Origin of the sequence: Arsenicibacter rosenii, from assembly GCF_001870735.1 — a bacterium.
GTDB lineage: Bacteria > Bacteroidota > Bacteroidia > Cytophagales > Spirosomataceae > Arsenicibacter > Arsenicibacter rosenii.
Map to the genome: position 1 here is coordinate 1 of NZ_MORL01000029.1, position 25,998 is coordinate 25,998.

The 25,998-nt window shown below is 52.5% G+C and carries 20 protein-coding genes; 7 read left to right on the plus strand and 13 right to left on the minus strand.

What is annotated here, in order from left to right:
* The 6 genes from BLX24_RS34010 to BLX24_RS26650 all read right to left on the minus strand — a co-directional run.
* Window positions 1-2,105, minus strand: a 2,105-nt coding sequence (locus BLX24_RS34010; RefSeq protein ID WP_310590805.1) for a choice-of-anchor Q domain-containing protein, incomplete at its 3' end; no start/stop codon positions are given.
* A 181-nt stretch (window positions 2,106-2,286) separates the two neighbouring features.
* Window positions 2,287-3,102, minus strand: a complete 816-nt coding sequence (locus BLX24_RS26630; RefSeq protein WP_071506278.1) for an aldo/keto reductase — start codon at window positions 3,100-3,102, stop codon at window positions 2,287-2,289.
* Between the two features lie 151 nt (window positions 3,103-3,253).
* The gene (locus BLX24_RS26635; RefSeq protein WP_071506279.1) at window positions 3,254-5,701 is read right to left on the minus strand and encodes a hypothetical protein; all 2,448 of its coding nucleotides are present in this window, start codon (window positions 5,699-5,701) and stop codon (window positions 3,254-3,256) included.
* Window positions 5,664-6,725, minus strand: a complete 1,062-nt coding sequence (locus BLX24_RS26640; RefSeq protein ID WP_229201900.1) for a hypothetical protein — start codon at window positions 6,723-6,725, stop codon at window positions 5,664-5,666. Before BLX24_RS26640 ends, BLX24_RS26635 begins: the two co-directional genes overlap by 38 nt.
* A gap of 3 nt (window positions 6,726-6,728) precedes the next feature.
* The gene (locus tag BLX24_RS26645; RefSeq protein WP_071506328.1) at window positions 6,729-7,505 is read right to left on the minus strand and encodes a LytR/AlgR family response regulator transcription factor; all 777 of its coding nucleotides are present in this window, start codon (window positions 7,503-7,505) and stop codon (window positions 6,729-6,731) included.
* 7 nt (window positions 7,506-7,512) lie between these two features.
* The gene (locus BLX24_RS26650) at window positions 7,513-8,583 is read right to left on the minus strand and encodes a sensor histidine kinase (protein WP_071506280.1); all 1,071 of its coding nucleotides are present in this window, start codon (window positions 8,581-8,583) and stop codon (window positions 7,513-7,515) included.
* Between the two features lie 576 nt (window positions 8,584-9,159).
* Between BLX24_RS26650 and BLX24_RS26655 the strand changes: the two genes are divergently transcribed.
* The 3 genes from BLX24_RS26655 to BLX24_RS26665 all read left to right on the plus strand — a co-directional run bounded on the left by BLX24_RS26655 (window position 9,160) and on the right by BLX24_RS26665 (window position 13,418).
* Window positions 9,160-11,847, plus strand: coding sequence for a TonB-dependent receptor (locus tag BLX24_RS26655; protein ID WP_071506329.1), 2,688 nt, complete (start codon window positions 9,160-9,162; stop codon window positions 11,845-11,847).
* Between the two features lie 129 nt (window positions 11,848-11,976).
* A complete protein-coding gene (locus BLX24_RS26660; RefSeq protein WP_071506281.1) occupies window positions 11,977-12,930 on the plus strand; it encodes a sugar phosphate isomerase/epimerase family protein in 954 nt (317 codons plus the stop codon).
* A 23-nt stretch (window positions 12,931-12,953) separates the two neighbouring features.
* Window positions 12,954-13,418, plus strand: a complete 465-nt coding sequence (locus BLX24_RS26665; protein ID WP_071506330.1) for a heme-binding domain-containing protein — start codon at window positions 12,954-12,956, stop codon at window positions 13,416-13,418.
* Between the two features lie 49 nt (window positions 13,419-13,467).
* Here BLX24_RS26665 and BLX24_RS26670 read toward each other — a convergent pair whose 3' ends face one another.
* Window positions 13,468-14,223: an NUDIX hydrolase gene (locus BLX24_RS26670; RefSeq protein WP_071506282.1), complete on the minus strand. Its 756-nt coding sequence runs from the start codon at window positions 14,221-14,223 to the stop codon at window positions 13,468-13,470.
* A 276-nt stretch (window positions 14,224-14,499) separates the two neighbouring features.
* Here BLX24_RS26670 and BLX24_RS26675 point away from each other — a divergent pair, with 276 nt between their 5' ends.
* Genes BLX24_RS26675 through BLX24_RS26685 form a run of 3 tightly spaced genes read left to right on the plus strand, consistent with a single transcriptional unit; the run spans window position 14,500 to window position 18,762 of the window.
* On the plus strand, window positions 14,500-17,253 hold the full coding sequence (locus BLX24_RS26675; protein WP_071506283.1) for a PQQ-dependent sugar dehydrogenase: 2,754 nt from the start codon (window positions 14,500-14,502) through the stop codon (window positions 17,251-17,253).
* Window positions 17,246-18,067 (plus strand): formylglycine-generating enzyme family protein, encoded by an 822-nt coding sequence (locus tag BLX24_RS26680; protein WP_229201901.1) that lies wholly within the window; start codon window positions 17,246-17,248, stop codon window positions 18,065-18,067. Before BLX24_RS26675 ends, BLX24_RS26680 begins: the two co-directional genes overlap by 8 nt.
* Complete coding sequence (locus tag BLX24_RS26685; RefSeq protein ID WP_071506284.1) at window positions 18,064-18,762, plus strand: 3-keto-disaccharide hydrolase; 699 nt, start codon at window positions 18,064-18,066, stop codon at window positions 18,760-18,762. The genes BLX24_RS26680 and BLX24_RS26685 overlap by 4 nt, the downstream gene beginning before the upstream one ends.
* A 78-nt stretch (window positions 18,763-18,840) precedes the next feature.
* Here BLX24_RS26685 and BLX24_RS26690 read toward each other — a convergent pair whose 3' ends face one another.
* From BLX24_RS26690 to BLX24_RS26700, 3 genes are read right to left on the minus strand one after another with little or no spacing between them, the layout of a single operon-like run.
* Window positions 18,841-19,749, minus strand: a complete 909-nt coding sequence (locus BLX24_RS26690) for a helix-turn-helix domain-containing protein (protein WP_071506285.1) — start codon at window positions 19,747-19,749, stop codon at window positions 18,841-18,843.
* Window positions 19,750-19,754: 5 nt separating this feature from the next.
* Window positions 19,755-20,099 carry a hypothetical protein gene (locus tag BLX24_RS26695; protein WP_071506286.1) on the minus strand — a complete coding sequence of 115 codons (345 nt, stop codon included), beginning with the start codon at window positions 20,097-20,099 and terminating at the stop codon, window positions 19,755-19,757.
* 27 nt (window positions 20,100-20,126) lie between these two features.
* Window positions 20,127-20,903, minus strand: coding sequence for an SDR family oxidoreductase (locus tag BLX24_RS26700; protein WP_071506332.1), 777 nt, complete (start codon window positions 20,901-20,903; stop codon window positions 20,127-20,129).
* A 214-nt stretch (window positions 20,904-21,117) separates the two neighbouring features.
* On the opposite strand from BLX24_RS26700, the gene BLX24_RS26705 reads away from it, so the two are divergent.
* A complete protein-coding gene (locus tag BLX24_RS26705; protein ID WP_374755020.1) occupies window positions 21,118-22,737 on the plus strand; it encodes a serine hydrolase domain-containing protein in 1,620 nt (539 codons plus the stop codon).
* Between the two features lie 611 nt (window positions 22,738-23,348).
* Here the strand turns inward: BLX24_RS26705 and BLX24_RS26710 are convergent.
* The 3 genes from BLX24_RS26710 to BLX24_RS26720 all read right to left on the minus strand — a co-directional run bounded on the left by BLX24_RS26710 (window position 23,349) and on the right by BLX24_RS26720 (window position 25,973).
* Window positions 23,349-23,882 (minus strand): carboxymuconolactone decarboxylase family protein, encoded by a 534-nt coding sequence (locus tag BLX24_RS26710; RefSeq protein WP_071506288.1) that lies wholly within the window; start codon window positions 23,880-23,882, stop codon window positions 23,349-23,351.
* A 79-nt stretch (window positions 23,883-23,961) separates the two neighbouring features.
* The gene (locus tag BLX24_RS26715; RefSeq protein ID WP_071506289.1) at window positions 23,962-24,807 is read right to left on the minus strand and encodes an AraC family transcriptional regulator; all 846 of its coding nucleotides are present in this window, start codon (window positions 24,805-24,807) and stop codon (window positions 23,962-23,964) included.
* A gap of 242 nt (window positions 24,808-25,049) precedes the next feature.
* A complete protein-coding gene (locus BLX24_RS26720; protein WP_071506290.1) occupies window positions 25,050-25,973 on the minus strand; it encodes a LysR family transcriptional regulator in 924 nt (307 codons plus the stop codon).
* Window positions 25,974-25,998 lie beyond the last annotated feature (25 nt).

Sequence of the window (25,998 nt, forward strand, 5' to 3'; positions counted from 1 at the left end):
CCACAGCCGCTGGCGGTGAGATTCACCGACTGGCCGGGACAGACCGTGGCCGAGGAGATGGTAAACGGCGGCAGGCTGAAATCCTCCGTCACAGACAGGTTGTTGCTGAGGGCAGTGCAGCCGTTGGCGCCCGTAGCGGTGACCGAATAGGTACCGGTCTGGCTGACGCTGATGGTCGCCGTCGTCTGGCCGGTTGACCAGNTGGTCAGGGTGAGCGTTGGCTGCGCGCAGGTCAGCTGGCTGCTGATCGCTGATATACTGATGGCAGGGGTAGTGTTGTCCTGTGAGACCGTCAGACTGTTGCTGACGGCGGTGCAGCCATTGGCATTGGTCACCGTGACGGAGTAAATGCCGGTCTGGCTTACAGGCAGCGTCTGGCCCGTGCTGCCGCCGCTGTTCCAGACCAATGCCGTTGCCGAAGCCTGCGCCGTGAGTGTCAGGCTCGGGTTGGTGCAGGAAAGGGTGGTGGAGGGGGCGGCGGTTACTGTTACGGATGGGAGCACGTTTACGGACAGACTAAAGGCTGTGGAAGTGAGACTGTTGCAGGCGCCCGTAACGACCAGGGAGTAACTGCCTGCATCGGCCGTAGCTGCCTGCGGTATAGACAGGGTGGCGGCCGTCTGGCTGGTAACCGGTGAACCATCCTTGTACCACTGATAGGCCGTTACCGTACCGGTCACCGAAGCCGGCAGACTAATGCGCCCACCGGAACATACGGCTGTTGCTGAGGCCGGTAGCGGTGCAAGCCCGACAGGAATTGCCTGATATTCAATAGCCCCTATATCGACCCGATTGCCGACGATACGGGGATTGCCGGCCAGATCGGTAGCCCCTGCCGTAGCTGTCGTGCTCGTGGGATCGCCCGCGTTGATGGCCGGCGAACAGGCGGCTAAAACTACCGACGTAGCCGATGCAAAGGGCGAAGTAGCAGTGGTAAAGTTGGTAGAACCACTGTAGCCCGTTACTGTATGGTCGAAGAGGCAATAGGTGGCCGCCAAAGGATCGCCGCTGTAGTTATAGAGCGTGTTATCGGCACCATTGTTCCAGAATACAGCGTTTACCAGTGTCAGGCTACCGGCAAAATTTAAGAGTCCACCTCCCCGCGGGGTGTTGATATTGCTGCCGCCCGACGCAATAACGGTGTTGTCCCGGATACTACAGTTGGTTACCAGCATGCTGCCAAAGTTGAATAAGGCCCCGCCAGAGGCAAAATTGGCATTGCTACCGAGTGCTGTATTATAGTTGTCCTGTAAACTGCAATTGGTCAGGATGGCCTGGCAAAAGGCATCATTGTAGACCGCTCCGCCAAAAGCATTGCAGCTACTTATTCCGGATGCGGTAGCCGTGTTACTTTGCAGACTACAGTTTGTCAGTACCAACGTACTGGCACCGGAATTATAAATGGCCCCGCCGTAAGGCGCGTTGACCCCTCCACCTGAGACGGCAGCAATGTTGTTTTGCAGCCGGCAACCGGTTAATGTCAGACTGCTTGCGTTATCATTGCAAATGGCGCCGCCAAAGGCATAGTAGGCATCCGGGCTTCCCCCCGGCGAAATAACAGAATTGCCAATAAACAGGCAGTTACGGAGGCTGGGGCTGTTACCTGAATTGAACATACCGGCGCCGGATGTCATACTGCTTCCTCCTGTAATAACAAACCCATCCAGAATCGCTGTGGAGGTCAGACTTAAACTGGCCGGATTGTAAATCACCCGATTTCCGTTGCCCGCCAGCGTCACACTGGAAGGAGGGCCGGTAACCGGATTTCCCGCCGGACGTTGGCTGAAGTTTTGTTCGCCACTGGCAAAACCGCCATAGATGGCCACGCCATCCTTCATGGAAAAACTCTGATTTTGCGCCGGCTTATACACACCCGCTGCTACCCAGACCTGGTCGTTGGGCTGGCTGGCATTGATTGCCCCCTGCAGGTCAGTCGTGCTGGCGGCCCAGCTGATGGCCGAGGCGGCCGGGGTGTTGCCCGTTGTGGAGACATAGCGGGTGATCTGTGCCCGTGAGGCGGTGCAGACCAAAAGCGTCAGCAGCAGGCCGGATAGAAGGTGTGTCCGTTTGGGTGGGCCGGAGAGGATAAGTAAAAGGGTTGTCATGGTCAGTGATCAGGGAATTTTCCGGAGGTAAAATTCCCTGATCACCCCGACAAAGACGTTCCTTATTTGACCAAAAAGTTTCCCTATTTGGTCAGGACGTTCCTTATTTGACCAAATTTGGGGGTTGAGCGCCGAAAATGGTGCTTAACGGTATACATGAAGCAATAGCACGACCGACCGCCTACAGGTAATCCATCGGGTCGTCGGCGATGCGGGTGTTGTCGTGGAGGCTGTTGAGGAGGGCCATGTCTTCGCCGGAAAGGTCGAAATCAAAGACATCGAAGTTCTCGCGGATACGGTCCTTTTTCACCGATTTGGGAATGGTTACGGCCCCTTGCTGCAACGACCACCGGACCAGGACCTGATAGGTACTTTTACCATATTTCCGGGCAACAGCAACCAGCGCAGGGTCATGCTGCTTCAGGCCGCGTACCAGCGGTGCATAGCCTTCGGCCTGGATGCCATGCTGCCGGCAATAAGCAAGCACATCGGGCAGGTGACAATATGGGCTCAGCTCAATCTGGTTAACCGCCGGCATAATTTCGGCGGTGGCCAGTAATTCGTCGAGGTGGGGTTGGTAGTAGTTGCAGACCCCGATGGCGCGCGCGCCTTTCTGCTGGTAAATGTGTTCGAGTGCCCGCCAGGTATCAAGCCGTTTTTCGCGGACCGGCCAGTGGATGAGGTAGAGATCAACGTAGTCGGTCCGGAGCTTGCGGAGGCTTTCGTCGAAGGCCCGCAGGGTCGTGTCGAACCCCATGTCATCGTTCCGGACCTTGGTCGTAACGAATAGCTCGCGGCGGGCCACACCACTGGCGCGTATGCCGTCGGCCACTTCCTGTTCGTTGCCGTAAGCAGCGGCAGTGTCAATTAGCCGGCAACCCAGTTCGAGCGCCCATTCAACGGCTTGCTGTACTTCGTGATTATGCGACGGGGCATATACCCCAAGGCCAAGGCGCGGGATTTCCACGCCATTGTTGAGCACTACGGTAGGAGTCATTACGGGTAAGGGGTTAAGTCAATAGCACTACCCGCAAATAAACGGATTCGCCCGGAAACTACCAAGGCTGGCCGGTTTCCGGGCGAATCGGTTATTTTACCTGGTTTTATGTGTCATCCGCAAGAACGGAACGGATACCACCACTGCCTGTTTATTCTCCCGCGTGCGCCGTCTCGCCGGCGAGGAAGGCAGAGTAAAGCGCACACTCCCGCACCATATCGGCATGGAAACTACTTTTGGTGTACTGTTGCCGGTATTGGTTGAAATAGGTTGCGTACTGGCCCTGGCGCAGGCTATCCATCGACTTGTTGAACAGCGCCGGATCGGCATCGAAGCCGCGTTGAGCCTGTTCAACCGCCTTGCGGGCCAGGAAAGCATGTTCTTCGCAGCGGGCGGTCATGTAGAGCGAGCGCGCGGCCAGTTCCGGATTTTTAGCCGCTTTGGCTGATTGCCCGAAATAGCGCTGCGCCGCGGCAGTCGTGTAATAGTTATCATTGGCCAGCCGCTCCAGACCAATACGGTCGGTCTGGCCGCCATACGGCATGTAGATATACACATTTGGTTCGACGCCGCTCCGGAAGCGGTGCACCAGCAGCCACGCATTGCCGTGCCAGCTCAGGTTATAGGCTCCGCACCCCAGCTGGTAGTACAGCTCCGCCGCCTGATCGCCGGATGCCTGTTTGGCCTGTGTTTCCAGCTCAGCCATGCGGCGGGCAAACGTAACCGGCGTATAGGGATTATCGGTTTTTTCGTCCGGCAGGTTAATCGTGAACGGATTGACGGTAAAATAAAGCGTAAACGGCTCGTCTTTCCATGTTTTTTCGCTGACTTTGGCGAAGGCTTCAGCGGCGGCATTGTATTGCTGCTCAGCCATCAGCCGGCGACCGAGGAAGGCATACAGGTAGTCGTTGTCGAAACCGGTCAGTTTCAGGAGCCGTTTGTCGAAGTCGGTAGCCGACGGTTGCATGGCAAACGAGACGACTTTTTGCGCCGTAGCGGCCGAGGTACTGTCTTCAATGATCAGCTGGTCGGTGTTGTTCATGAAATAGGCCTGATCGGTAGCCAGTTCATGGGTGGTCAGCATCGTTAGCAGAAAGGCTTTGGCTATATCGGCGTCGCTGGCGGCTTCTTTTTTCGACCCCATACACGACGTCAGCCAGCCCCAGCTGCTGCTTTCGCTGGCAGCACTGCCTTTGTAACGGCTGGCAAACTGCTGACAGGCACGGACAAAGGCATTGTTAAGCCGGAAGCTGGCTGTTTTGCCGAAGCGTTCGAGATAACCGATCAGTTTGCTTTCAGTCTCCGGCGTAATTTTTTCCGGCTGAGCGGCCAGCAACAGCATTTGCTGTACGGCAATCTGCTTTTTCAGGGTTTCGTTTCCGGTCGGCATCTGTTCGGCCTGTTCCAGCGTTTTCCCGGCCGATGCGTAATCTTTTCTGAGGTAATCCAGATACGCCGCTGCGGTCAGAAAGAACGCCGGTGAGCCCGCATTTTGCTGGCTCAATTGTTTGTTACCGGCCGCATCAAGGGCGAAGGCCTTTAGTTTGCCGGAATACGAATCGGTCTCAGTCCGGCGTTTGGTGAAGGCAATCGAATCCCTGCGCGATGCTTCGTCGTAAGCGTAAACCGGGTTTCCTTCAGTAAAAAAGTAATACTCGTTCCGGTTAATCTCGCGGGCAAAAATGAGCTCAATCAGCGGGTTTTGCGGTGTCAGTTTTACAATTTCTTCCAGAAACGACAACGCATCCTGTTTGGGTTGAATGGCACAGAGCGCATAAACGGCGGCTTTTTCCTGATCGGTTTGGGCCAGTCCGAGCGCTTTTTCGGTGAAGCGCAGGCCATGAATCCGCAAACTGGCTTCGGCCTCCCGGCGCCGTGACGGGCAGCGGTCAAACACCTGCGCAAATTCGTAAATCGCACGGGCCGTATCCCCCAGCGCCAGCGAAGCCCCCGCCCGACGGCAAAGTGCCCAGTCGCTCACGTACGATTTCCGGGTCAGTGGTTTAATAAACTGATCATACAACGTCTGACTCTGCGCCGGATCACCGATCTGGTCGGCCAGCTTAACGGCCTGAAAACCATAGCGTTCTTTCAGGAACGGGTCGGCGGCCGATGCATAGGCTGTTTTGGCTTGTTCCAGCAAGGCGGTCAGGCGGGTCGTATCTGCTTTCGCCGGTGTCCACGGGTCTTCGCTTTCCGGAGCGGCCTGTTGGGTATCCGTTAAAAAGGTCAGGTAGGCGTGTGCCGGTGCATTGTTGGTTTGCAGATAGCGGCTCAGGGCGGTGCTGCCCTTATAGAGCGATTGCCGGATTTCGGGTGCAGGAAGGGCATTTTTCAGATAGGCTGCCCAGGCCTGTGTACTTTCATCGACAACCAGCGAATCGTTGTCGACAGGTAACCCGTTTTCGGGCGTATTATAAATCTGCGGAGAGAAAAAATAGAGCTGATCCTCTGGTTTGGCATTGCTGCTCTCCGGCATGAAAAAACTCATGAATTCGTTGATGTCGGAAGGGCCGGGGCCGCAGGCAAAACCCAGTAGAATCGCAAAGGCCAGTGCCGTTTTACGGGACAGAGCGGAAAAGGGATTTGATAAACGCATGGGGATAACGGGTCAGAACCGTACTGTCTAGATGATAGAGCGCAAATGTAATTTTTTCGGTCTGAATCTTTTTCAGAATAGCCGCTTTCCCGCGGGCTAATTCTTCAACGGAACAGGCTTCGGCCCTGAACAGGTCACCCTTCCGGATGGACAGGCCCAGCGCCACGGTATCGCGTCGGGCAACGAAGCGGTTGGTGTCTGTCTGCATCGCCAGAAAAGGCTGTTTGCGCAGCGTCGCCTGCTCCAGATTGTTCAGCAAGACCAGAAAACGGGCATTGCGGTACACCACCGTCCAGCGGAAAAGCGGGAAAACGACATCGAGCGGCAACGGGTACTGATCCAGAACCGACGTGTATCGTTCGGCCACGTCAACGTCATAGATCGAGTTGCGGGTGTCGGGGCGTTTCCAGTCGCTCATGTTGTAGACCATCAGCATGCCCCGGTCGGCAGGCGGTACCCCGGTTTGGGCCATGTATTTGACCTGATGCAGCCGGATCGTTGCCGATACCGGTACGCGGCTTTGCTTCCGGACCAACTGAATCAGGGCAAAATACCGGTCTCGGGTCGATTGGGTCCAGTCGCAGTCGAGCTGGATTTCAGCAGGTTGAATGCCCTGTTCCTGCGCGATGGCCTTGATCCTGGTCAGGAGGTGCTCCGCCAGCTGCCGGATGGCGGCCGGCCGGATTTGCCGGAGGGTCTGGTTGGTGATAAACACAACCGGTACAATCCGCAGACCGGCCGGCAGTTTGCCGGTAAAACGAATGGGGGCCTTGGGGACCGGCTGTTGCCGCTGTGCGTCCAGGTCCACGTCGAAAAAGCGGACGTATACGGTAGATACGTGATGGCTTTTCAGCGCCTGCTGTTCCGTTGGGCTGAGCCGGAAAGTGGTTTGCCAGAAATAAAATGCCGGAGACAGGTGTTTGGGCGTTTGCCGGTCGGGCTGGCAGGTCAACAGTAGTAAGCCGCTGACTACCAGCATCAGGCGGATGGCTACGCCTGTAAAAAGCTGTTTAGCCGTTTGCACGCCCTAAATCCACTTGCTGACAAACTGATTAAACTGCTCTTTGTATTGGTCGCTGACCGGAATCGTTACGGACCCGATCTGGATAGAGTTCCGCGTGATGGCTTCGATTTTGTCGAGGGCTACGATAAACGACCGGTGTACGCGCATGAAGCGGGTCGACGGCAGTTTTTCTTCCAGGGCCTTCAGACTTGTCAGCGACAGGATCGGCTTGTGTGTTCCGCCGTCGCGGTCTTGTTTCAGGTGGACTTTTACGTAGTCTTTCAGTCCTTCGATGTACAAGACATCGTCGAGGGCTACCCTGACGAGCTGGTACTCCACTTTCAGGAACAGATAATCTTCGGCCTTGCGTTCGGTCTCTGGCGCAGGGGGCGTCAGCGGAGCGGGTGTGTTGGCGCGGTGAACTAACTCGGTATAGTTGAGGGCTTTGGTGGCCGCCCGTAAGAATTCTTCGTAGTTAAAGGGTTTCAGGAGATAGTCAAGGGCATCGACCTTGTAGCCATCGACCGCAAACTGGTTGAAGGCCGTGGTAAAGATAATGCGCGGGCCACGGCCACCGGCCGATGCCCGTTCGATAACGCGCGCCAGCTCGATACCAGTGAGGTCGGGCATCTGAATGTCCAGAAAAATCACATCAACGGCCTGCTGCTGAATGGCCTGCAAGGCTTCGACCGCGCTCGAATACCGGCCGGTCAGTTTCAGAAAAGGCGTTTTATCAATAAAAGCAGCGACGAGGCCCAACGCGAGGGGTTCGTCATCGACAGCGATGCAATTTAAGACCATGTGTGTATTACCCGACATTTAAGGACAAATGTACGGCATACTCATCATTCGGCGTATGTTCGTTGACACTTAAGGCATAGCGCTCCGGATATAGCAGATCCAGCCGGCGGCGGGTGTTGACCAGTCCAATGCCGTTGCTTAGCTCCAGCGACGGCGTTTTCTCACTGAAGAGCGTATTCCGCACCTCAACGTTGACTTTCGGGCCGATCTGCTTGATAATGATCACGATATGGCTCGGTTGCGTTGCACTTACGCCGTGTTTAAAGGCATTTTCAACAAACGGCAGCAGCAGCATCGGCGCAATTGATACGTCGTTGAGCGGCTCAGGCACTTCGAGGGTAATTTTTACCTTATCGGTCAGCCGGAGCTGCATCAGCTGGATATAATCCTGAATAAAGGCAATCTCCTTGCTGAGGAGCGTGGTGGTGCTCTGGGTTTCGTAGAGCACATACCGCATCATCCGCGACAACCGGTGCAGGGCCTCGCGCGCCGTTTCGATGTCGATCAGCGTTAAGGCATAAATGTTATTGAGCGTGTTGAAGAAGAAATGCGGGTTGATCTGTGCTTTCAGAAACGAAAGCTCCGAGCGGGTTTTGTCCTGTTCGAGGGCCTGCCGCAGTTCGGCATCGTGCTGCCATTTCTGAACGGCGGTAATACTGGTACTGATACCGAGGATGAAAGCCGTGGTCAGGAACCGGAACATATCGAACCACTGCTGGCCTTTTTTCGGATACTGGCGGCCTTTCGGGAAAAAGACCCGCTCCATTAATTCCGGCAGGTTGAGCCAGCTGTCGAGGGCTTTGACCGACAGCAGCACCAGAGCAATCATCGACAGACAGAAGATGATAAACAGGCCGGTACGTTCACTGAGCAGCAATTTCGGAACAGCAAATTGCGTATTGAGGTAATAAATACCCATCCATAACAGGAACAGGCAGCCCTGCCGGACCCAGAATTGAGGAGGCAGATCAACCTGCCACGTCAGGGGTTGAAACATAAGCAGAATGAAGCCGAACAGGGCCCATCCTAACAAATGGATCAGTACAGGAACCGAACTACGGATCGAAAAAGAGGTCATTATAACGGACTATTATATCACAATACTACATTACAATTTACATACTTGCGCAGATAACCTACCGGCCCGGGAAATCTCCCGACTAACTATCGGATTTTATCTGCTAACGGCCATACACAGGCACTACAGCCGCTTGGCCGGCCGCCGGTTTTTCTAACGGTGAGTATGATGTACGGATGAATCCGTGCACACAAGTAGTTTGATTTTCAGTAGGTAGCGATACTAGTGAGTGGTGCTGAAACAAGACAGCCTCATTTCACGGAAATGAGGCTGAATCTAACCTTTCTAATCTTATCATGAAACACGCCGACTTGTTCGAGCAGAGTGTTACACAACAAACATAATAGATGAATGCAATATGTAACTCATAAATAGATAATATTCCCGATTCTCCCGACTAAATCCCCCTTTTTCACCGACGAATGGGCTGCGGCACTGATCATCAGCATACATAGATCACTTTGTCGGTCAAAATGCAGATTTAGTCGACGTTCGTCGGGTCATCATCTATTGTACTTTTTTGATATATTGAGCAGAAGTTGTTTTGCATCTGAAATGTGCAATCATATCAACTTCATGAATAAAACGTTCTATTCCCTGTTCATTACAACAGCCCTGCTCTCGCAGGCATATGCCCAGTTTCCCGGCGGTGGTATGGGGGGAGGATTCGGTCGTCCCGGTCAAATGCCAGGTCAGGGGGATCAGCGAAACCAAAAAACTTTTGTACCCGGTACTGCCGACGACGATCGCCCGCGTGGTAACGGTAAATTAGCCGGCTTGTTGATGGACTCGACCAGCAATAAACCGGTAGAGTACGCAACCGTAGCCTTGATGGATAAAAAAACCAAAAAGCCGGTTGACGGAACGACTTCTGACGAAAAAGGACGCTTCTCGCTCTCGAAACTGCCGGCCGGTGAATTCTACCTGCAGGTATCGTTTATGGGCTACCAGAACGAAACCATCAATAACATCACCATCGCTAAAGGGACGGACATCAACGTCGGGATCGTGAAAATGAACCCGGATGTGCGGACGCTGAGCGAAGTTACCGTGACCGGTCAGGCGGCGGTTATCGAAGAAAAAGTGGACCGCCTGGTCTATAACGCCGATAAGGACATTGCCTCAAAAGGCGGTGATGCTACCGACATCATGCGGAAAGTGCCGATGCTCACCGTTGACCTTGACGGGAATGTGAGTCTGCGCGGCAGCCAGAACGTAAAAGTATTGATCAACAACAAGCCGTCAACGATTGTGGCCAGCAGCGTGGCCGATGCCCTCAAGCAGATTCCGGCTGACATGATCAAGTCGGTCGAGGTCATTACCAGCCCGTCGGCAAAATACGATGCAGAAGGGTCTGCCGGTATCATCAATATCATTACCAAAAAGAACACCCTGCAAGGGGCTACACTGAACGTCGATCTGGGCGTGGGTAACCGTGGGGCCAACATGAACGTAAACGGTTCATACCGTCAGGGGAAAATGGGCTTTAACCTGGGTGGTTTCGGCCGGGCCAACTACAACGTAAGAGGAGCGTTTGAAAACACGCAGAGCACGTTCGGTTCTGCCGGTACAACCCGCACCATTCAGACGGCCAACACCAAAAGCAGCGGTATGTTTGGTCATTATCAGCTGGGCTGGGACTACGATATCGACAAGAATACGTCGTTGTCGGCCAGCCTGCGTTATGGCGTACGGAACCAGCTGTCGACGCAGGATAACCTGCTGACGCAAACGTTTCTGCCGAAAGCAACGAGTGCAATTCTGTCGGGCCGTGACGTAGAAACAAAGAACCTGTCGGGAACCCTGGATGCCAACATCAGCTACCAGAAAACGTACAAGACCAACCAGGAACTGAGCGTGCTGGGTCTCTACAGCCGCAACAACAATACCAACAACTTCGTGGCTGACCTCCTGAACGGAACAGACATGCAGACCATCATTGCCCGTCAGAAAAACGATAACCTGAGCTACAACCAGGAATCGACGGTGCAGGTCGATTACCAGACGCCGATCAAGCGGACACAGTTGCTGGAGGTCGGTGGTAAAGGCATTTTCCGTCAGGTAAACAGTGACTATGCCTACTATAACGCCACTGCTACCGGCGAATATATTCTCGACAAGACACGTCCGGCCAATACGCTGAACTACGATCAGAACGTAACGGCGGGTTATCTGTCCTATACCTACGCGAGCCGCAGCAAATGGACAATCAAAGCAGGCGGACGCTATGAGTATACGTTCATCAACGCGAAATTCAACAACGAGCAGGCCGGTAATCTGAGCGATATTCCGGACTACGGCACGTTTGTACCGAGCATCAACCTGTCGAAAGGCATCCGGGGTGGTAAAACCATCAAGGCGTCGTATAACCGCCGGCTGCAGCGCCCGGGTATTCAGTTCCTGAACCCGAACGTAAACGCGTCTAACCCGACCAACATCAGCGTGGGTAACCCATACCTGTCGCCTGAATTGACCGATAACTTTGAATTAGGGTTTAGCGGTCAGTTGAAAGTGGTTTACATGAATGCCACCCTGTTTGCCCGTCGTACCGATAACTCGATCACGAGTGTACGCGATACGTTAACGCAGAATATTACAACGGGCGGGGCCACAAGCCTGCAACAGGTTATCCGGACGACTTACCGCAACATTGGTCACGAAGATGCCTACGGGGTTAACCTCTTCCTGAACGCTACGTTCTTCTCGAAACTGCAGGTGGGCGGTGGTGTTGATTTGTACCACACGTTCCTGACCAACAACGGCAGCGCCATGTACGGGGCGTCGAACTCGGGCTGGGTTGTATCAGGTCGCTTATTCAGCAACCTGACCCTGAAAAACGGCTGGGGTGTACAGGCATTCGGTGGTGCCCGTGGCCGTCAGGTGCAGTTACAGGGCTATCAGGGCAGCTTTGCGTTCTACAACCTTGGTGTGCGTAAAGAATTCAAGAGCAAACGCGGCAGCATCGGTTTCGCAGCCGAAAACTTCCTGAACTATCCGTTCAAGGTGCGGTCGGAGTCAATGTCGCCGATTTTCTCGCAGCAGAGCGTAAACAGCATGTATAACGCCAACTTCCGGATTACGTTTAACTACCGGCTGGGCAAAATGAGCTTCGATGGCTCAGGCTTCTCACTCGGCCGCAGGAAGAAATCAATCAGCAACGACGACGTGAAGAGCGAAGGCGGTGGCAATGATAATGGCGGCGGACAGCAGCAGCAGCAAGGTGGTATGCAGCAAGGCGGTGGTGGCGGACGCCCTCGCCAATAAGCAGATACTTTGTTAAAACATGCTTAAAAAAAGCGTTGGCAGTCCGAAAGCCAACGCTTTTTTTAAGTACTTTACCGACAGGAGTCCTGTTTTTTCTAAAATTTACCATACAACTAACCTTATCTTAACATGCTTAACCGAAGAAATTTTCTGAAGCACGCAGGTGTGACTGCGCTTGGCGGACTTGCGTTGCCTGCCTTTGTAAATAATCTGTCGGCCAGTGGGTTACTGGCCGAACGGCCTGTCGGTATACAGTTGTTTACGCTGTTCCGGTTTATGAACGAAGATCCGAAAGCAACACTGGAAAAAGTGGCGGCAGCGGGATACAAGGAGGTCGAATCGGCGTTTAATACGCGGGGTGGATATTATGGCTACAGCGCCAAAGAATTTAAAGCGCTGGTTGAAGGCATGGGTATGACGTGGCGGGCACACCATGCCGGCGGGGCTCCCTTCCGGCCTCGCCCGACGCCACCGGCCAGCGCGACATCGGCAGCCGGTGGGCCCCCTGCTCAGGCGCCGCGTATGCCGGCCAACATGCCGCCCATGCTGAACCTGCGCGACAACTACCAGCAGCTGGTCGACGAAGCTGTCGAGGGCGGACTGTCGTATCTGGTCTGTTCCAGCACGCCGGTTGGTACCATCGACGACATTAACAAGTCGATTGAGGTATTTCAGAAAACGGGTGAGGCCTGCAAAAAAGCGGGTATCGGGTTTGCTTACCATAATCACGCTACGGAATTTGATCCGGTCGATGGCGGGAAAACACCGTATGAACTCATCCTGTCGCAGACGGATAAAGACCTGGTAAAAATGGAACTTGACCTGGCCTGGGCGGTGAAAGCCGGTAAAGACCCGGTTGAGTTATTTAAGGGGCAGCCCGGCCGCTTCCCGCTCTGGCATATCAAAGACATCAAGTCGGATCTGAAAACGATTACCGAAGTAGGCAACGGTGTGGTTGATTTTAAAAAAGCGTTTGCCGCCGCCAAAATCGCCGGATTAAAGTACATTTTTGTGGAGCAGGACATGGCGCCTGGTGTGGAAAGCATTCTGACCAGTATTGCCAACCTGAAAAAGGTAATCTAATGGATAACGCCCGCCGTAGCGCTATGAAAAAGCGCATGCTGATGGCCGCCATCTTTCTGCTGGCTGGTATCCAGTTCATCCGGCCGGCCCGGAACCTGGGCAATGCTGACGGGCCGCAGGATATTACCCATGCCGTTGCGGTACCGGCTCCGGTGCTGACGATGCTGAAAACCTCGTGTTATGACTGCCACGCAAATAAAACGGCCTATCCCTGGTACGCTAATATTCAGCCGGTCGGGTTGTGGCTGGGTCATCACGTGGAGGAGGGCAAGGAAGAACTGAATTTTACGGAATTTGCGACGTATGCCCCTAAACGGATGGCGCATAAGCTCGAAGAAATTGCGGAGGAGGTAGAGGAAGGCCACATGCCGTTACCGGCCTATACCCTCATTCATGCCGATGCAAAACTGACTGAAGCGCAGATGGCTGAGCTCACTGCCTGGGCTAAAGCGCAGCAACAGCAGGTTGCGGCCAAAATAGGGCAGTAATGATTAGTTATAGTAGTTTTCTGTCCGGACAGCGCCAGCGCTGTCCGGATCATTCCCGCTCCAGAAAGGCCGCCGCCCGCCTGGGATCGAAGCGGTAGAGATACGGGGCCTTGTGTGCGCCGCCGGTCCATTTTTTGTCGACCCGCTCCAGAATTTCCAGACTCAGCATCTTCCGCTGAAAATTAGCCCGCAGCAGTTTTTTATCCAGAATCGTTTCGTACAGCGCCTGTAACTCGCTCATTGTAAACATCTCGGGCAAGAGGTTAAAGCCGATCAGTTTGTAGTCCAGCATCAGCCGCAGGGTTTCCAGGGCCTTGCGGGTAATGTGGTTATGGTCCAGAATCAGCGGAGGAACCCGGTGAATGTCGTACCAGTGATAGTCCTCATCGAGTATACCGGTTGTCAGCACGACCTTCGAAAAATCGACCAGCGCATAATAGCCTACCGACAGGAAACGCCCGAGTACCCAGTGGTCGTCCGGCAGCTCAATACCAATGGCCTGCATGGTGTCCCGGTGTACCTTCGAAATAGCGCGGTCGGCCTGACCGAAGGTGCAGAACTGTTCGAGGTAAATGTCGTGCAGACCCGTCCGTTCCTGCAAAATCCGCTGTGCGGCATCGTTGATGCCTTCGTCTCTGAAAACAAATCCCCCCGGCAGCGACCGTTTATCGGTATTCTTAAATGTAAGCACCAGTACCTTGAGCTGGTTCTGATGAAAACCGAAGATGACACAGTCAATCGACACATTCTGAAAAATAGCGTCACCGTTGTCGAGAAAGTTTTTAAGAGCCTCGTTTGCTTGCATGGGAAACCAGACGATGAGATAAGGGCGCTGATGGAGCAGGTTACTGTTAGAAACGAATGTTGACGCTGAATCTGTACAGAGTAACCGGACCGGCAGGTAAAATTAAGGCATTCGGTCATAGAACCAAAAGAACTCAGAAACAGACAGAAACCCGGCCTTTGGTTGGAAAGAGGCTAACCGCATCACATAGAGACGGGTAGATGGCTGACCGGAAAGCAATATAAACTCCTGATTGTTTCGTAATTTGTCCTTGATTAATCCTGTAATCAGAATCCTATGATGAAAACGTGGCCGCTTACAGGTCTGATTGTCCTGGCCGCCGGTTCGCTGCTGTTGGGCAGTTTTACGGACGGGCAACCGCCCAAACCGGATGATAACCGCTTTACGCCTGTGGTACTGACTCCCGAAGGTGCACTTGATGAACCAATGGTTTTTCAGGTACTCAGAAACGGGACGGTTTACATCATCGAGCACAAGGGGGCGTTTAAAAAATTTGATCCGGTGACCAACAGCGTCGGCCTGATCGCTACCATTCCGGTATTTAAGGAGAATGAACAGGGCCTGGTCGGTTTTACAATGGACCCTGACTACGATAAAAACCACTGGATTTACCTGTATTACGCCCATCCGACCGAAAGTAAGATGCGGCTCACCCGCTGGGAACTACGGAATGATAAACTGATTCAGGCGTCGGAAAAGGTCTTGCTTGAGATTCCGGTCGACCGTGCCGAAACCAGCCACACGGGTGGCGGCATGACCTGGGATGCGGCCGGTAATCTCTACCTCACTGTGGGCAACAATACCGGCAACTCCTATATGGCCCAGACCGATGAACGGCCCGGCCGCAGCCGCTGGGACGATCAGCGCGGGGCCGGTAACACCAACGACCTGCGGGGCAAAATTCTGCGGATACACCCCGAGCCAGACGGCACCTACAGCATTCCGGCCGGCAATCTGTTCCCGAAAAACGCAGATCGGGCACGGCCGGAAATCTACGTCATGGGCACCCGCAATGCCTGGCGGCCATCCATCGACAGTAAAACGGGCTGGCTCTACTGGGGCGAAATCGGGCCGGACGCCGATGTGGATTCGGAGAACGGGCCGCGTGGCTACGACGAGCTGAATCAGGCCCGGAAGCCGGGCTTCTTCGGCTGGCCTTACTTCATCGGCGATAATTATGCCTACCCCATCTATGACTATGCCACCAACAAACCGACGCACAAGCTCGATCCGCAACATCCCGTCAACAAGTCGGTGAATAACACGGGCCTGACGGAGCTGCCACCGGCACAACCGGCGTTTATTTACTATCCCTATGCCGTATCGGAGACGTTTCCGCTGGTGGGGTCGAGTTCGCGCTGTGCCATTGGTGGTCCGGTCTATCACCGGTCTGATTTTACCAGTCCGAAACGGCCGTTTCCGGCATACTACGAGGGAAAATGGCTGGCGGCCGACCTGTCGCGGTTCTGGATTATGGCCATCAGTATGAAACCCAACGGCGACTACGACCGCATGGAGCGTTTTGCGCCCGATTACCATCCCCGCCAGCCAATTGACCTGAAATTCGGGCCGGAGGGGGATTTGTATGTGCTGGAATATGGAGGCAGTACGCTGAAATCACCGGCTGAAGCACGGTTGGTGCGGCTTGAATATAATGCCGGTAACCGGAAGCCGGTCGTGCAGGCATCGGCCAGTAAGCGGGGCGGGGCGTTGCCCCTGTCGGTAACGCTGCTGGCAGACGGTACTAAAGATTACGACGGCGACCAGCTTACATACCGCTGGCAGGTGACTGGCAAGGGACAGCCAACCCGCTCGTTTACAACGGCTAACCCATCGGTAGTCTTTGAAAAGGCCGGGGTGTATACCGCTACCTTGACGGTTACGGATGCACACGGCGCTCAGAACAGCCAGTCGATCCGGCTTGTGGCGGGCAACGAACCTCCCGTCGTGGGGCTGACGCTGACCGGAAATGCACAGTTCTTTTTCCCGGACAAACCGGTTTCGTATGCCGTTGCGGTAACGGACCGGGAAGATGGCAGCCTGAGCAACGGCCGTATCAAACCCGAACAGGTGGCCGTCAGCATCGATTACGTATCAGAAGGCTTCGATTTTGCCGATGCGCACATCAACCAGCAAAAAGTCGATGCCTCGACGCAGTTTGCGGTGGCACGGGCAATGATCCGTAAAACCGACTGCGGCAACTGCCATAATACGGCCGGCAAAGGCGTCGGCCCGTCATACCGGGAGGTGGCCGGTAAATACAAAACCGATCCGGCAGCGACCGACCGGCTGGCGAAAAAGATCATTACGGGCGGTACCGGTGTTTGGGGTACGGAAGCCATCATGCCCGCCCATCCGACGCTGGCACTGGCCGATGCCCGTACTATCGTCAGATACATACTGAACATCGATACACAGAAACTCAGTACGTTGCCGGTACAAGGGTCATATACCACGCGTGTTCCGGCCGATGATCCGGGGCGGGGCAAATACCTGCTGCGGGCTGCTTATACCGACCGGCCGACCAGCGTGCCGTCGCAGACAACGGAAGCGGTTGTCGTTCTGCGGGCACCGCGATTAGTGCCCACCGATGCAGAGGTGGTGCAAGGGGCCGTCCGCGATCAGCTGGACGACTATACCTTTATGACGGCCAAACCGAATACGTACATCGGCTTCCGGCAGCTTGATCTGACGGACGTGCGGCAGATTGAGTTCCGGCCCAACTGGCACCTGTATGACATTTACCGTGGCGGGTTTATCGACATCCGGCTGAATTCGCCGACAGGGCCGGTTATCGGCACGACGGAACTGAAGGAAGAGCAGTTTAACATCAAGAAGTTTCCGGGCGGTATCGGTAATTTCTGGGGTGGCCCGCCGGGCAGCGACCGTAACCTGAAAACAACGGCTTCCAAAGCCACCCTCAAAGAAGCGGTGCGGGGCCGGCACGATGTGTATTTTATGTTCCGGAACGACAAGGTGCCGCCGTCCGATGCGTTGTTTCCGTTAGCCTCAATTACGCTATATGATTAGTTATCAACGCATATACGCTATCCTGGCCGGTCTTTTGTTGCCGGGCGGTCTGATGGCGCAGCCGGCATCGATTACGAATGCGGTCGGGATGGAGTTCGTACTCATCCGGCCGGGGACGATGGTGGTGGGCCGGTTTGAGCCGGTGTATCCTAAACCCGGCGACAAGGATGTGTACTGGACCGATGCGGAGTTTAAACTGGCCGAAAAACTGGCCCGGCAGGACGCGCGTCCGGGTTTTCCGGTCACGATCCGGAAGCCGTATTACATCGGTCGGTTCGAGGTAACCCAACGGCAATGGACGCAGGTAATGGGCTGGAATCCGTCGGTTTTTCAGGGAGATAAACTAGCGGGTGAAACGGCTGATCATCCCGTAGAAAACATTACCTGGGCCGATGCACAGGCGTTTGTTGCGAAATTAAATCAGCTCGACAACGCGCACCGGTACCGGCTCCCGACCGAATTTGAGTGGGAGTATGCCGCCCGCGCGGGCGCGGAGGGTGATATCCCATGGAAAACCATCTGGCAAACGGCGCAGACCGGTACCCGCACCACCAATAGGGTCGGGCAGAAGCCGGCCAATGCCTGGGGGCTGTACGACACGCTCGGCAATGTCTGGGAGTGGGTACAGGACTGGTACAACGACAAGCAGTTTGCTGATCCGGTGCCTCCGCGTACGGGCAGGCAGCATGTGCTCAAAGGCGCGTCGTTTGTCGGCGATGTAAAGAATGCTACGTACATGACCCACGCCGCCGGTCCGGCCAATGGCTGGGATGTGGGCGTACGGATTGTGATGGAAGTAAAGACAGAAAAATGAAACGTCTATTTCACCTGAGCTGCCTGCTGGTCAGTGTATTATCGGCCATAACTGCTTTCGGGCAGGGAAGGGGAATACCGGCTGGGTTCCGGCCGCTGTTCAACGGGAAAAACCTGACCGGATGGCACAAAAGCCGGACGACCCATCAGGGGACGACCGGTAATTTTTACGTAGAAAACGAGACGATTGTCCTCAAACAACAGCCGTACGGGCAGGGCGGTGTGTTGCTGACCGACCGTAAATTCCGCAATTTCGAGCTGTATCTGGAAGCCAAAATTGATTCATTCTGCAACGGCGGTATTTTCCTGCGGTCGACGGAGAGCGGGCAGGCGTACCAGATTGAGCTGGCCACGCCCGGCGGCACCGGCGACCTGCTGGGCGAAATGCTGCCCATCAGCCAGTCGGCCAAAGCCACGAAACTGGCGTCGGTCTGGCGGGCCAACGACTGGAACGCATTCCGGATCCGGATGGAAGGCGAGGTGCCACACCTGACGTTGTGGGTAAATGACGTACTGATGTGGGACATTACCGAACCCAAAAATGACTTTGTGGCGGGTGCGACCGAAGGCATGATCGGCTTGCAGGCCCATTGGTCGTCGGCTTATCAGCCGGGCGTACAGGCCTTCAGCATGGCCGGCTCCTGGAAGCCCGGCGGTGCCCACCGCTTCCGGCGGATCGCGGTGAAGGAGTTGTGAGGGGAGGCTGGAAACCGGATGCTGGATAAACTCTCCGAAGGTTTTAAACCCCCGGAGAGTTTGTCTGCATTTAATCGCTCAATTAAACGACTGCCTGAATTCGAGCGGGCTTTGTTTTGTCTTTGCCTTAAACAGCTTGTTGAACGACTGGGAATGCTCAAAACCAAGCGCATAGGCGATTTCGCTGACGGACAGTTCGGTGGTCGAGAGCTTTTCCTTGGCTTTGTCGATCAGCTTTTCATGGATCAGCTGTTGCGTTGTCAGGCCGGTGTGCTGTTTCAGCATGCTGCTCAGGTATTTGGCCGACATGTGGAGGGTTTCAGCAATGTACTGAACCGTGGGCAGCCCTTCGGATAAACGTTCTTCATCGTTGATATAGGTTGTCAGCACGTCTTCTACGCGTTCAAGCGTTTTACTGTTGGTGATTTTCCGGGTGATAAACTGGCGCTCATAAAACCGCTGGGCATACGTAAACAGCACGTCGAGCTGGGCAATAATCACATCCTGGCTGAATTTGTCAATGTTGGCGTGATATTCTTCCCGGATATTGTTCACAATGCCGTTGATGACCGTTTCTTCTTTGTCGGAAAGAAACAAGGCCTCGTTTGCCGAATACCCGAAATATTCGTACTGCTTGATTTTTTTGGCAAGTGTCGTATTCCACAGAAAATCAGGGTGGATAAACAGCATCCAGCCGTCCAGATGGTGCGGTACACCGTTGTCTTCGCCGCGCAAAACCTGCCCCGGCGACATAAACGCCATGAGCCCTTCATCGAAATCATATTTCTGCTGGCCATAAAACAGCTTATCGCACCCCCGTTTCAGCGATACCACGTAGAAGTCTGAAATAACGGCGTTAATCCCCGTGTCATTTCTGAGATTTTTCAGGTCAATAATGCCGATGAGCGGATGATGTGGCTTTGGCAGGTTCATGAGCCGGTGGATTTCGGCAATAGACTTAATCCGGTATGGCTTTGTATGGTCCATGACAGTTAGTTTTTGAACGGGTATTTTAACCAGATTAAGAGCAGCGGCAAGGCCAGAAACGGAATTTCGATGAGTGCCATCCGAACGTTCCCGGCCCGCAGCGACAAGGCCATGATCAACAGGATAATAACCGCGTTTAGCAGGTTGCCGATGAAAAAGGTTTGCGGGAAAAGCAGCATCAGCCCAATCAGGATGGACAGGGCACCCATAAACGGCATGATGGATTGGGTGATGCCTAAATCGGCCATCATTTTTGATTGTTCGGCATTGGCCGGCCGGAATGCGTCCCAGCCATGTTTGATGCTCAGGAAGGCCGAAACTAAAAGAAGGATAATACTGACGATTTTCATTGCTGGCTTGTTTAAAAGACAAATTAATCATTTCCCGTACATGAATGAGGCGCCCATTTTGCCCGACTGCGCAATCAGCAGATTAGGCGCGATCCGGCTCAGCACACGCATAACACCGGCCAGGCCCGGGTACACTTCATCCCTGTCGTTTTTCATCCCTTTGATAGCCGTGTCCACGATTTTGTCAGGGGCCATCAACATACCCGCATTGAAACCGTCTTCGTTCACAAATTTATCGTTCAGCGGGGTCGAAGAACCCGGCGCTACCAACTCCATAACCTTAATGTTTGTGTGTTTTAACTGGACCCGTAATGCCTGCGTATACGACCGGAGTCCTGCTTTGCTGGCACTATAAACCGGAGAAATCGGGAAAGGCATGAGCGCAATGCCCGACGTTACGTTCATGATCGCCGCATGGGGTTTGGTCTTAAGGTGCGGCAGAAACTGCTGAACCATCCGGATGGGCCCGATCAGGTTGATGTCAATTTCACGGGTAATATCGGTTAGTTCGTGCTGATGGTGCAGGCTGATTTTACGCATTTCGCCCGCATTGTTAATGAGGATATTCAGGGCCGGAAAGTCCCGGATGACTTGCTCATACAACCGGACAATGTCCTCTGCGCTACTGACATCGCTTTGTATGGTATGTACCTGCGGCAGTTGCTGTTTAACCTCCAGAAGTTTCTGCGCGTTTCGTCCGGTGATGATGACGGTATTCCCTAAAGCAATGAGTTTTGAGGCAAATTCAATGCCGAATCCACCCGTGCCGCCTGTAACTAAAATTGTGTTGTCTGATAGTTTCATTGTTTCTGTTTTTTTGTTGAGGCAAAGTTCGGCACTACGCAAAAAACGGATGTAGCCAAAAGTCGTAATGTTGTAGTTGAAAAAGCAGGGACGGATAGGTAAATCCGTGATCATCCGGGTTTTAGATAGGTAACTTCCCGGAAGTTCTAAACCATAGCCGCGTACGGTCGCCAGGCGGCCCTGTTCCGGAAGTTACCTGTCTAAACCCTTACCAATGATGGAAACCAATCGCAGAGAATTTCTGAAACACATGGGCTGGGGACTGGCCGGCCTATATGCTGTCGCCGGCCTGCCCCGCGAAACCTTCGCCGCGCCGAACCGGACGTTTAAACTGCCCCGCGCCATACCGGAAACGCAGGGCGTATCATCGACCGGACTCCTGGACTTTATCAACGCCGTCGAGTCGCGGAAACTGAATGTCCATAGTGTCATGGTGGTCCGGCATGGGCAGGTGGTAGCTGAGGGCTGGTGGGCACCCTATAGCCCGACGCTGAAACACACCCTGTATTCGCTCAGCAAAAGCTTTACCTCAACGGCCGTCGGGCTGGCGGTGGCAGAAGGCAGGCTGAGTGTCGAAGATAAGGTAGTGTCGTTTTTCCCGAACGACGTACCGGCGACCATCAGTACAAATCTGGCGGCAATGCGGGTAAAAGACCTGCTGACGATGTCGACCGGCCACGACAAGGATACGACCGCTGCCGTGCGCGGGGGCAGTGATCCGAACTGGGTAAAAACCTTTCTGGCACAGCCCGTTGATCACCAGCCCGGGACGCATTTTGTCTACAACAGCGGGGCAACCTACATGCTGTCGGCCATTGTGCAGAAGCTGACCGGTCAGCCTGTTCTGGCTTATCTGAAACCACGGCTTTTCGACCCGCTGGGCATTGAAGGGGCTGACTGGGAGGTTGACCCGAACGGCATCTGCGTGGGTGGCTGGGGCCTACGGGTAAAGACCGAAGACATTGCTAAATTCGGGCAGATGTACCTGCAGAAAGGCATGTGGAACGGCAAGCGTATTCTGCCCGAAGCCTGGATTGCCGATGCCACCCGCTTTCAGGTACAGTCGGCGGGCGGTTCGCGGCCGAAAGAACAGAATGACTGGCTACAAGGCTATGGCTACCAGTTCTGGCGTTGCCGCCACGACGCGTACCGGGGCGACGGCGCATTCGGGCAGTACTGCATCGTGTTGCCGAAGGAAGACGCCGTGGTAGCGATTACGAGCGAAACGGGCGATATGCAGGCGGTCATGGATGAGGTGTGGACGCACATTCTGGGTGGGTTCCGGTCCGGCAGTTTACCTGCCGATGCCACCGCACATCAGCAGCTGACCAAAAAACTGGCGGCCTTGTCGATGCCGTTGCCGGTCGTTTCGTCAACCTCGCCGCTGGTAAGTCAGATCAGCGGGAAAACGTTTGCGGTTGATGCCAATTCGATGGGTGTAAAAACCGTCGGACTGAATTTCGGCAAGGAAGGGTGTTTGTTTACTATGCGAAACGAGCAGGGCGAACACCGGATTCTGTGCGGGCTGGGCCGTCGGGTAGAGGGCGAAACGGGGCTTTCGGTCATTCCGATAAAGCTGGTGCCGACGCCGGTGCCGGGCGAAACGAAAACCAAAGTCTCCGCCAGCGGTACCTGGACCGACCCGAACACCTTCGAGATGGTCTGGCGCTTCAACGAAACGGCGCACTACGACCGCGTAACCTGCCGTTTCGACGGGGATCAGGTGCAGGTAACGTTTACGAAAAGTCTGGTTGTTCTCAATCCGAATACCAAAGATGACCGGCCTGTTTTACACGGGAAAGTAATGACATCAACGCTGTCGCAGGGTAAATAACGGCTCAAAACCTATGAATTATCTCTGGAAAGCCACGCTGACGGGAATATTAACCGCCGGGGTGAGTGTTGTACGTCCGGGTCAGACGCAAAAGCGTTCTCGCGGCCCGCAGGGAATGACCTGCTATTCTTGTGATGCTGCGCTAAACAGGGAGAATGATAAGGCGTAATACATACGTTTGATGTCCGGGTATAAAGGGTTGCCGTCTCAGATAAACTACTCGTACCAATTATGTTGGTTGTAGTAGTTTATCTATAGACAGCATGTGTATAAGGAACGGTGAATAAAAAAGCAGGCACACAAATTGTAATTGTCTTTGTGTAATACTCAACTAATTACTTGTTATAAAATAACTTCTCTGGTAAATAGTTAGCAATACCTGGTGTATATTGTAATAAGTTTATTTGTACTGAATGACCGGTTACTGGGTCTCCGTTAATAATAATCCGTCGGTGGTAACTGGTTAAACTTAGCAAATGATTCTATCATTTGCTAAGCCATTTACTTGCTTTAAGTTAATGGTATAATGGTGTGGAGGATATGGTATTAGTGGGTAGGATTTGAATTTTTTTATTTGTGTTTTATTCCTAGTGTTAATTGTTGCTTGCCGTTTATAACTCAGGTGCAAGCGGAAAGTCAATACTAAAGCTTGTTAAGTTATGGATATAGTTACTGATAATTTTATCTCCAACTACAAATACTACATCTATTAAGTTAGCTTCTGTATATCCTGCATTAAAGAAAGCCTGTTTAGTGTCTGTACTGGCCCGGCCTTTATTTTCTACTATTGAGACAGTCAGCTTAACCAATGCATCAAGTTTAGCATCAAAAGAGGCCGTACCTTTTCGGAGTTCCAGAATTTGATCATCGCTAAACCCATTCATTTTAGCTAGCGCTGTATGGGCAGACTGACAATACCGACAACCGTTGATCTGACTGGTTGCCAGGTTGATTACTTCTCTTTCTTTTGCTCTTAGGGTACTTTTCCTGTTTTGGAAGGAAAGATAGTCACCTAAGGCTGTTTCATTTTTTGCATAATAAGCATAAAGGTTAGGAACAAAGCCCAGACTTTTTTTAAGATTATCAAAAATCGCTTGGTTGTTAGCAGATACTTCTTCTCTGGAAGGAACTGAAAATGCCGACATTATTTATTTAGTTTATGACTAGATTAAGTACGATACAAAAGTAAGCTGACTATGCGCAAATGTGTTTAGTTGTTTTTCCTTATAAATTGGCAATATTTCCTGCACTTGAACATTTGAAACTAGACGGACTCATTTTTTCCATCTTTTTAAAAAAACGGCTAAACGTATGGATGTCTTGAAAACCTATGTCATAAGCTATTTCTTTAATTGATTTGTCAGTATACTTAAGTAGCCTTTTGGCTTCTAATATTTTTCTTTCATGAATAATCTGTAAGGGTGTTTTCTCTGACAAAGCCGAGAATAAGTTGGAGAGCGTTTTGGGTGATTTATTCAGGATGTCTGCATATTCTTTAACTGTATGTTTTGTTCTGAAATTTTTTTCTACAAGGAAATTAAATTCTCTGATGATGTTTACCTCGGTACTACTTTGTTGATGTAGGTTGTTTTGTGCTTTATAGATTCTGGTACACAAAATGATAAAACGTTTCAGAATACTTTGCAGCATGTCAAGTTGTAAATCATCTTTCGATTCAAGTTCTGTCTGAAATATTTTCCATATTATCTCAAATTGTTCAATTTTATCATCTGGTATAGTAAGCATTGGTATTTGATTGACTCCGTAGAATAATATCCCTTTACAGCCAACTTCCTTATCATGATTTAGCACACAATAAAACTCTTTATTGAATTTTATTTGACGTGTTTCTAATTCATTATTTACCGTTAATTCATGAAACTCTGTAAGGCAGATGATTGTATTTATTGGTAAGATATACTTACGGCCTTCGTGAATTATTTCTGAACATTTGTCCTTAGTCCAGATAAATATTAAAGGGAATTCCAGTGATTTGTCATATGTAATGGTGGTGTTGTTTTTTAGAACCTGTATTTGTAAAAACTCATTATTTTTTCCGAGAAACTCCATATTGTAGCAATTATTTTATGTTTATATGACGTTATTATGGCTAAAATGTATCGGAATGGTTGTATTATTTTTTATATGATGTTTTGTTGTTTTGTATGGATGGAATGCAATGCCTGTACAGAAGCTGATTAGGGCCAGGTAACGGTAGAAACGTATCAAGCCCGCTCTAACGGCTAAAGAACGCGGGGCACCGTAAGTAATATTGCGGCGGCGCCGCCGTCCGGAGACGCTACCACTACGAATCAGTATTTCTCAAACCAGTCAAACTTATTGTGGATGATATTTTGCTTTTCCTGTCTCAGATAATTGAGGTAGGCTGCCGCAACCGGCGACATTTTTTTGTCCTTCAGCCAGATCAGATACCAGTTTGACTTAATCGGAAAGCCTTTTACGGGAATAATCTGTAACTGACCGTTTTGCAGTTCGTTTTTGATCCCTATCAACGGCATGATAGAATACCCGAGACCGGCGATAACGGCTTGTTTAACGGCTTCATTGCTGGTTAGCTCCATCTTTTTCTGCACCGGCAGGCTGTTGCTTTTGATAAACCGTTCCATCACATGCCGCGTCCCTGAGCCCTGCTCCCGGTAGATCAGCGGAATCCGTTCGAAAATCTCTTTGTCGTAGGCGGGACTGTCGAAGCGCACATCGTTGTTGCCCACCACAAAAAGCTTGTTCTGCATCAGTTCAACATGGTCGGTGCTCAGGTTTTCCGGCAATACGCTGACCAGTGAAAAATCCACCTCGTTCTTCTCCAGACTCAGTACAACCTGCGCTTTGTTGGTAACATCCATCAACAGCTCAACGCCCTGATGCTGTTTAATGAAATCAGCGATGAAGTAAGGGGCAATGTACTTCCCCGTTGAAACAACCGATAGTTTAAGTTTGCCGGTGATGTGCCCTTTGTGGGCGTGCATCTTAAAGCTGATCGCGTGCACTTCGGCCAGAATTCTGTCGGCCGCTGCTGCGATCTCTCTCCCGAACTCCGTGACATAAATCCGTTTATTAATCACCTCAATCAGCGGAATATCAAACTGATCCTGAAAGTTTTTGAGCTGAATCGACACCGCGGGCTGGGTGAGGTGCAGTTCTTCGGCTGCCTTTGTAATGCTCAGGGTTTGCACCACTTTCAAAAACACCCGAAGCTGGTTTAGTGTGTAGTTCATAAAAAGTATTTATGATGAGTATTGC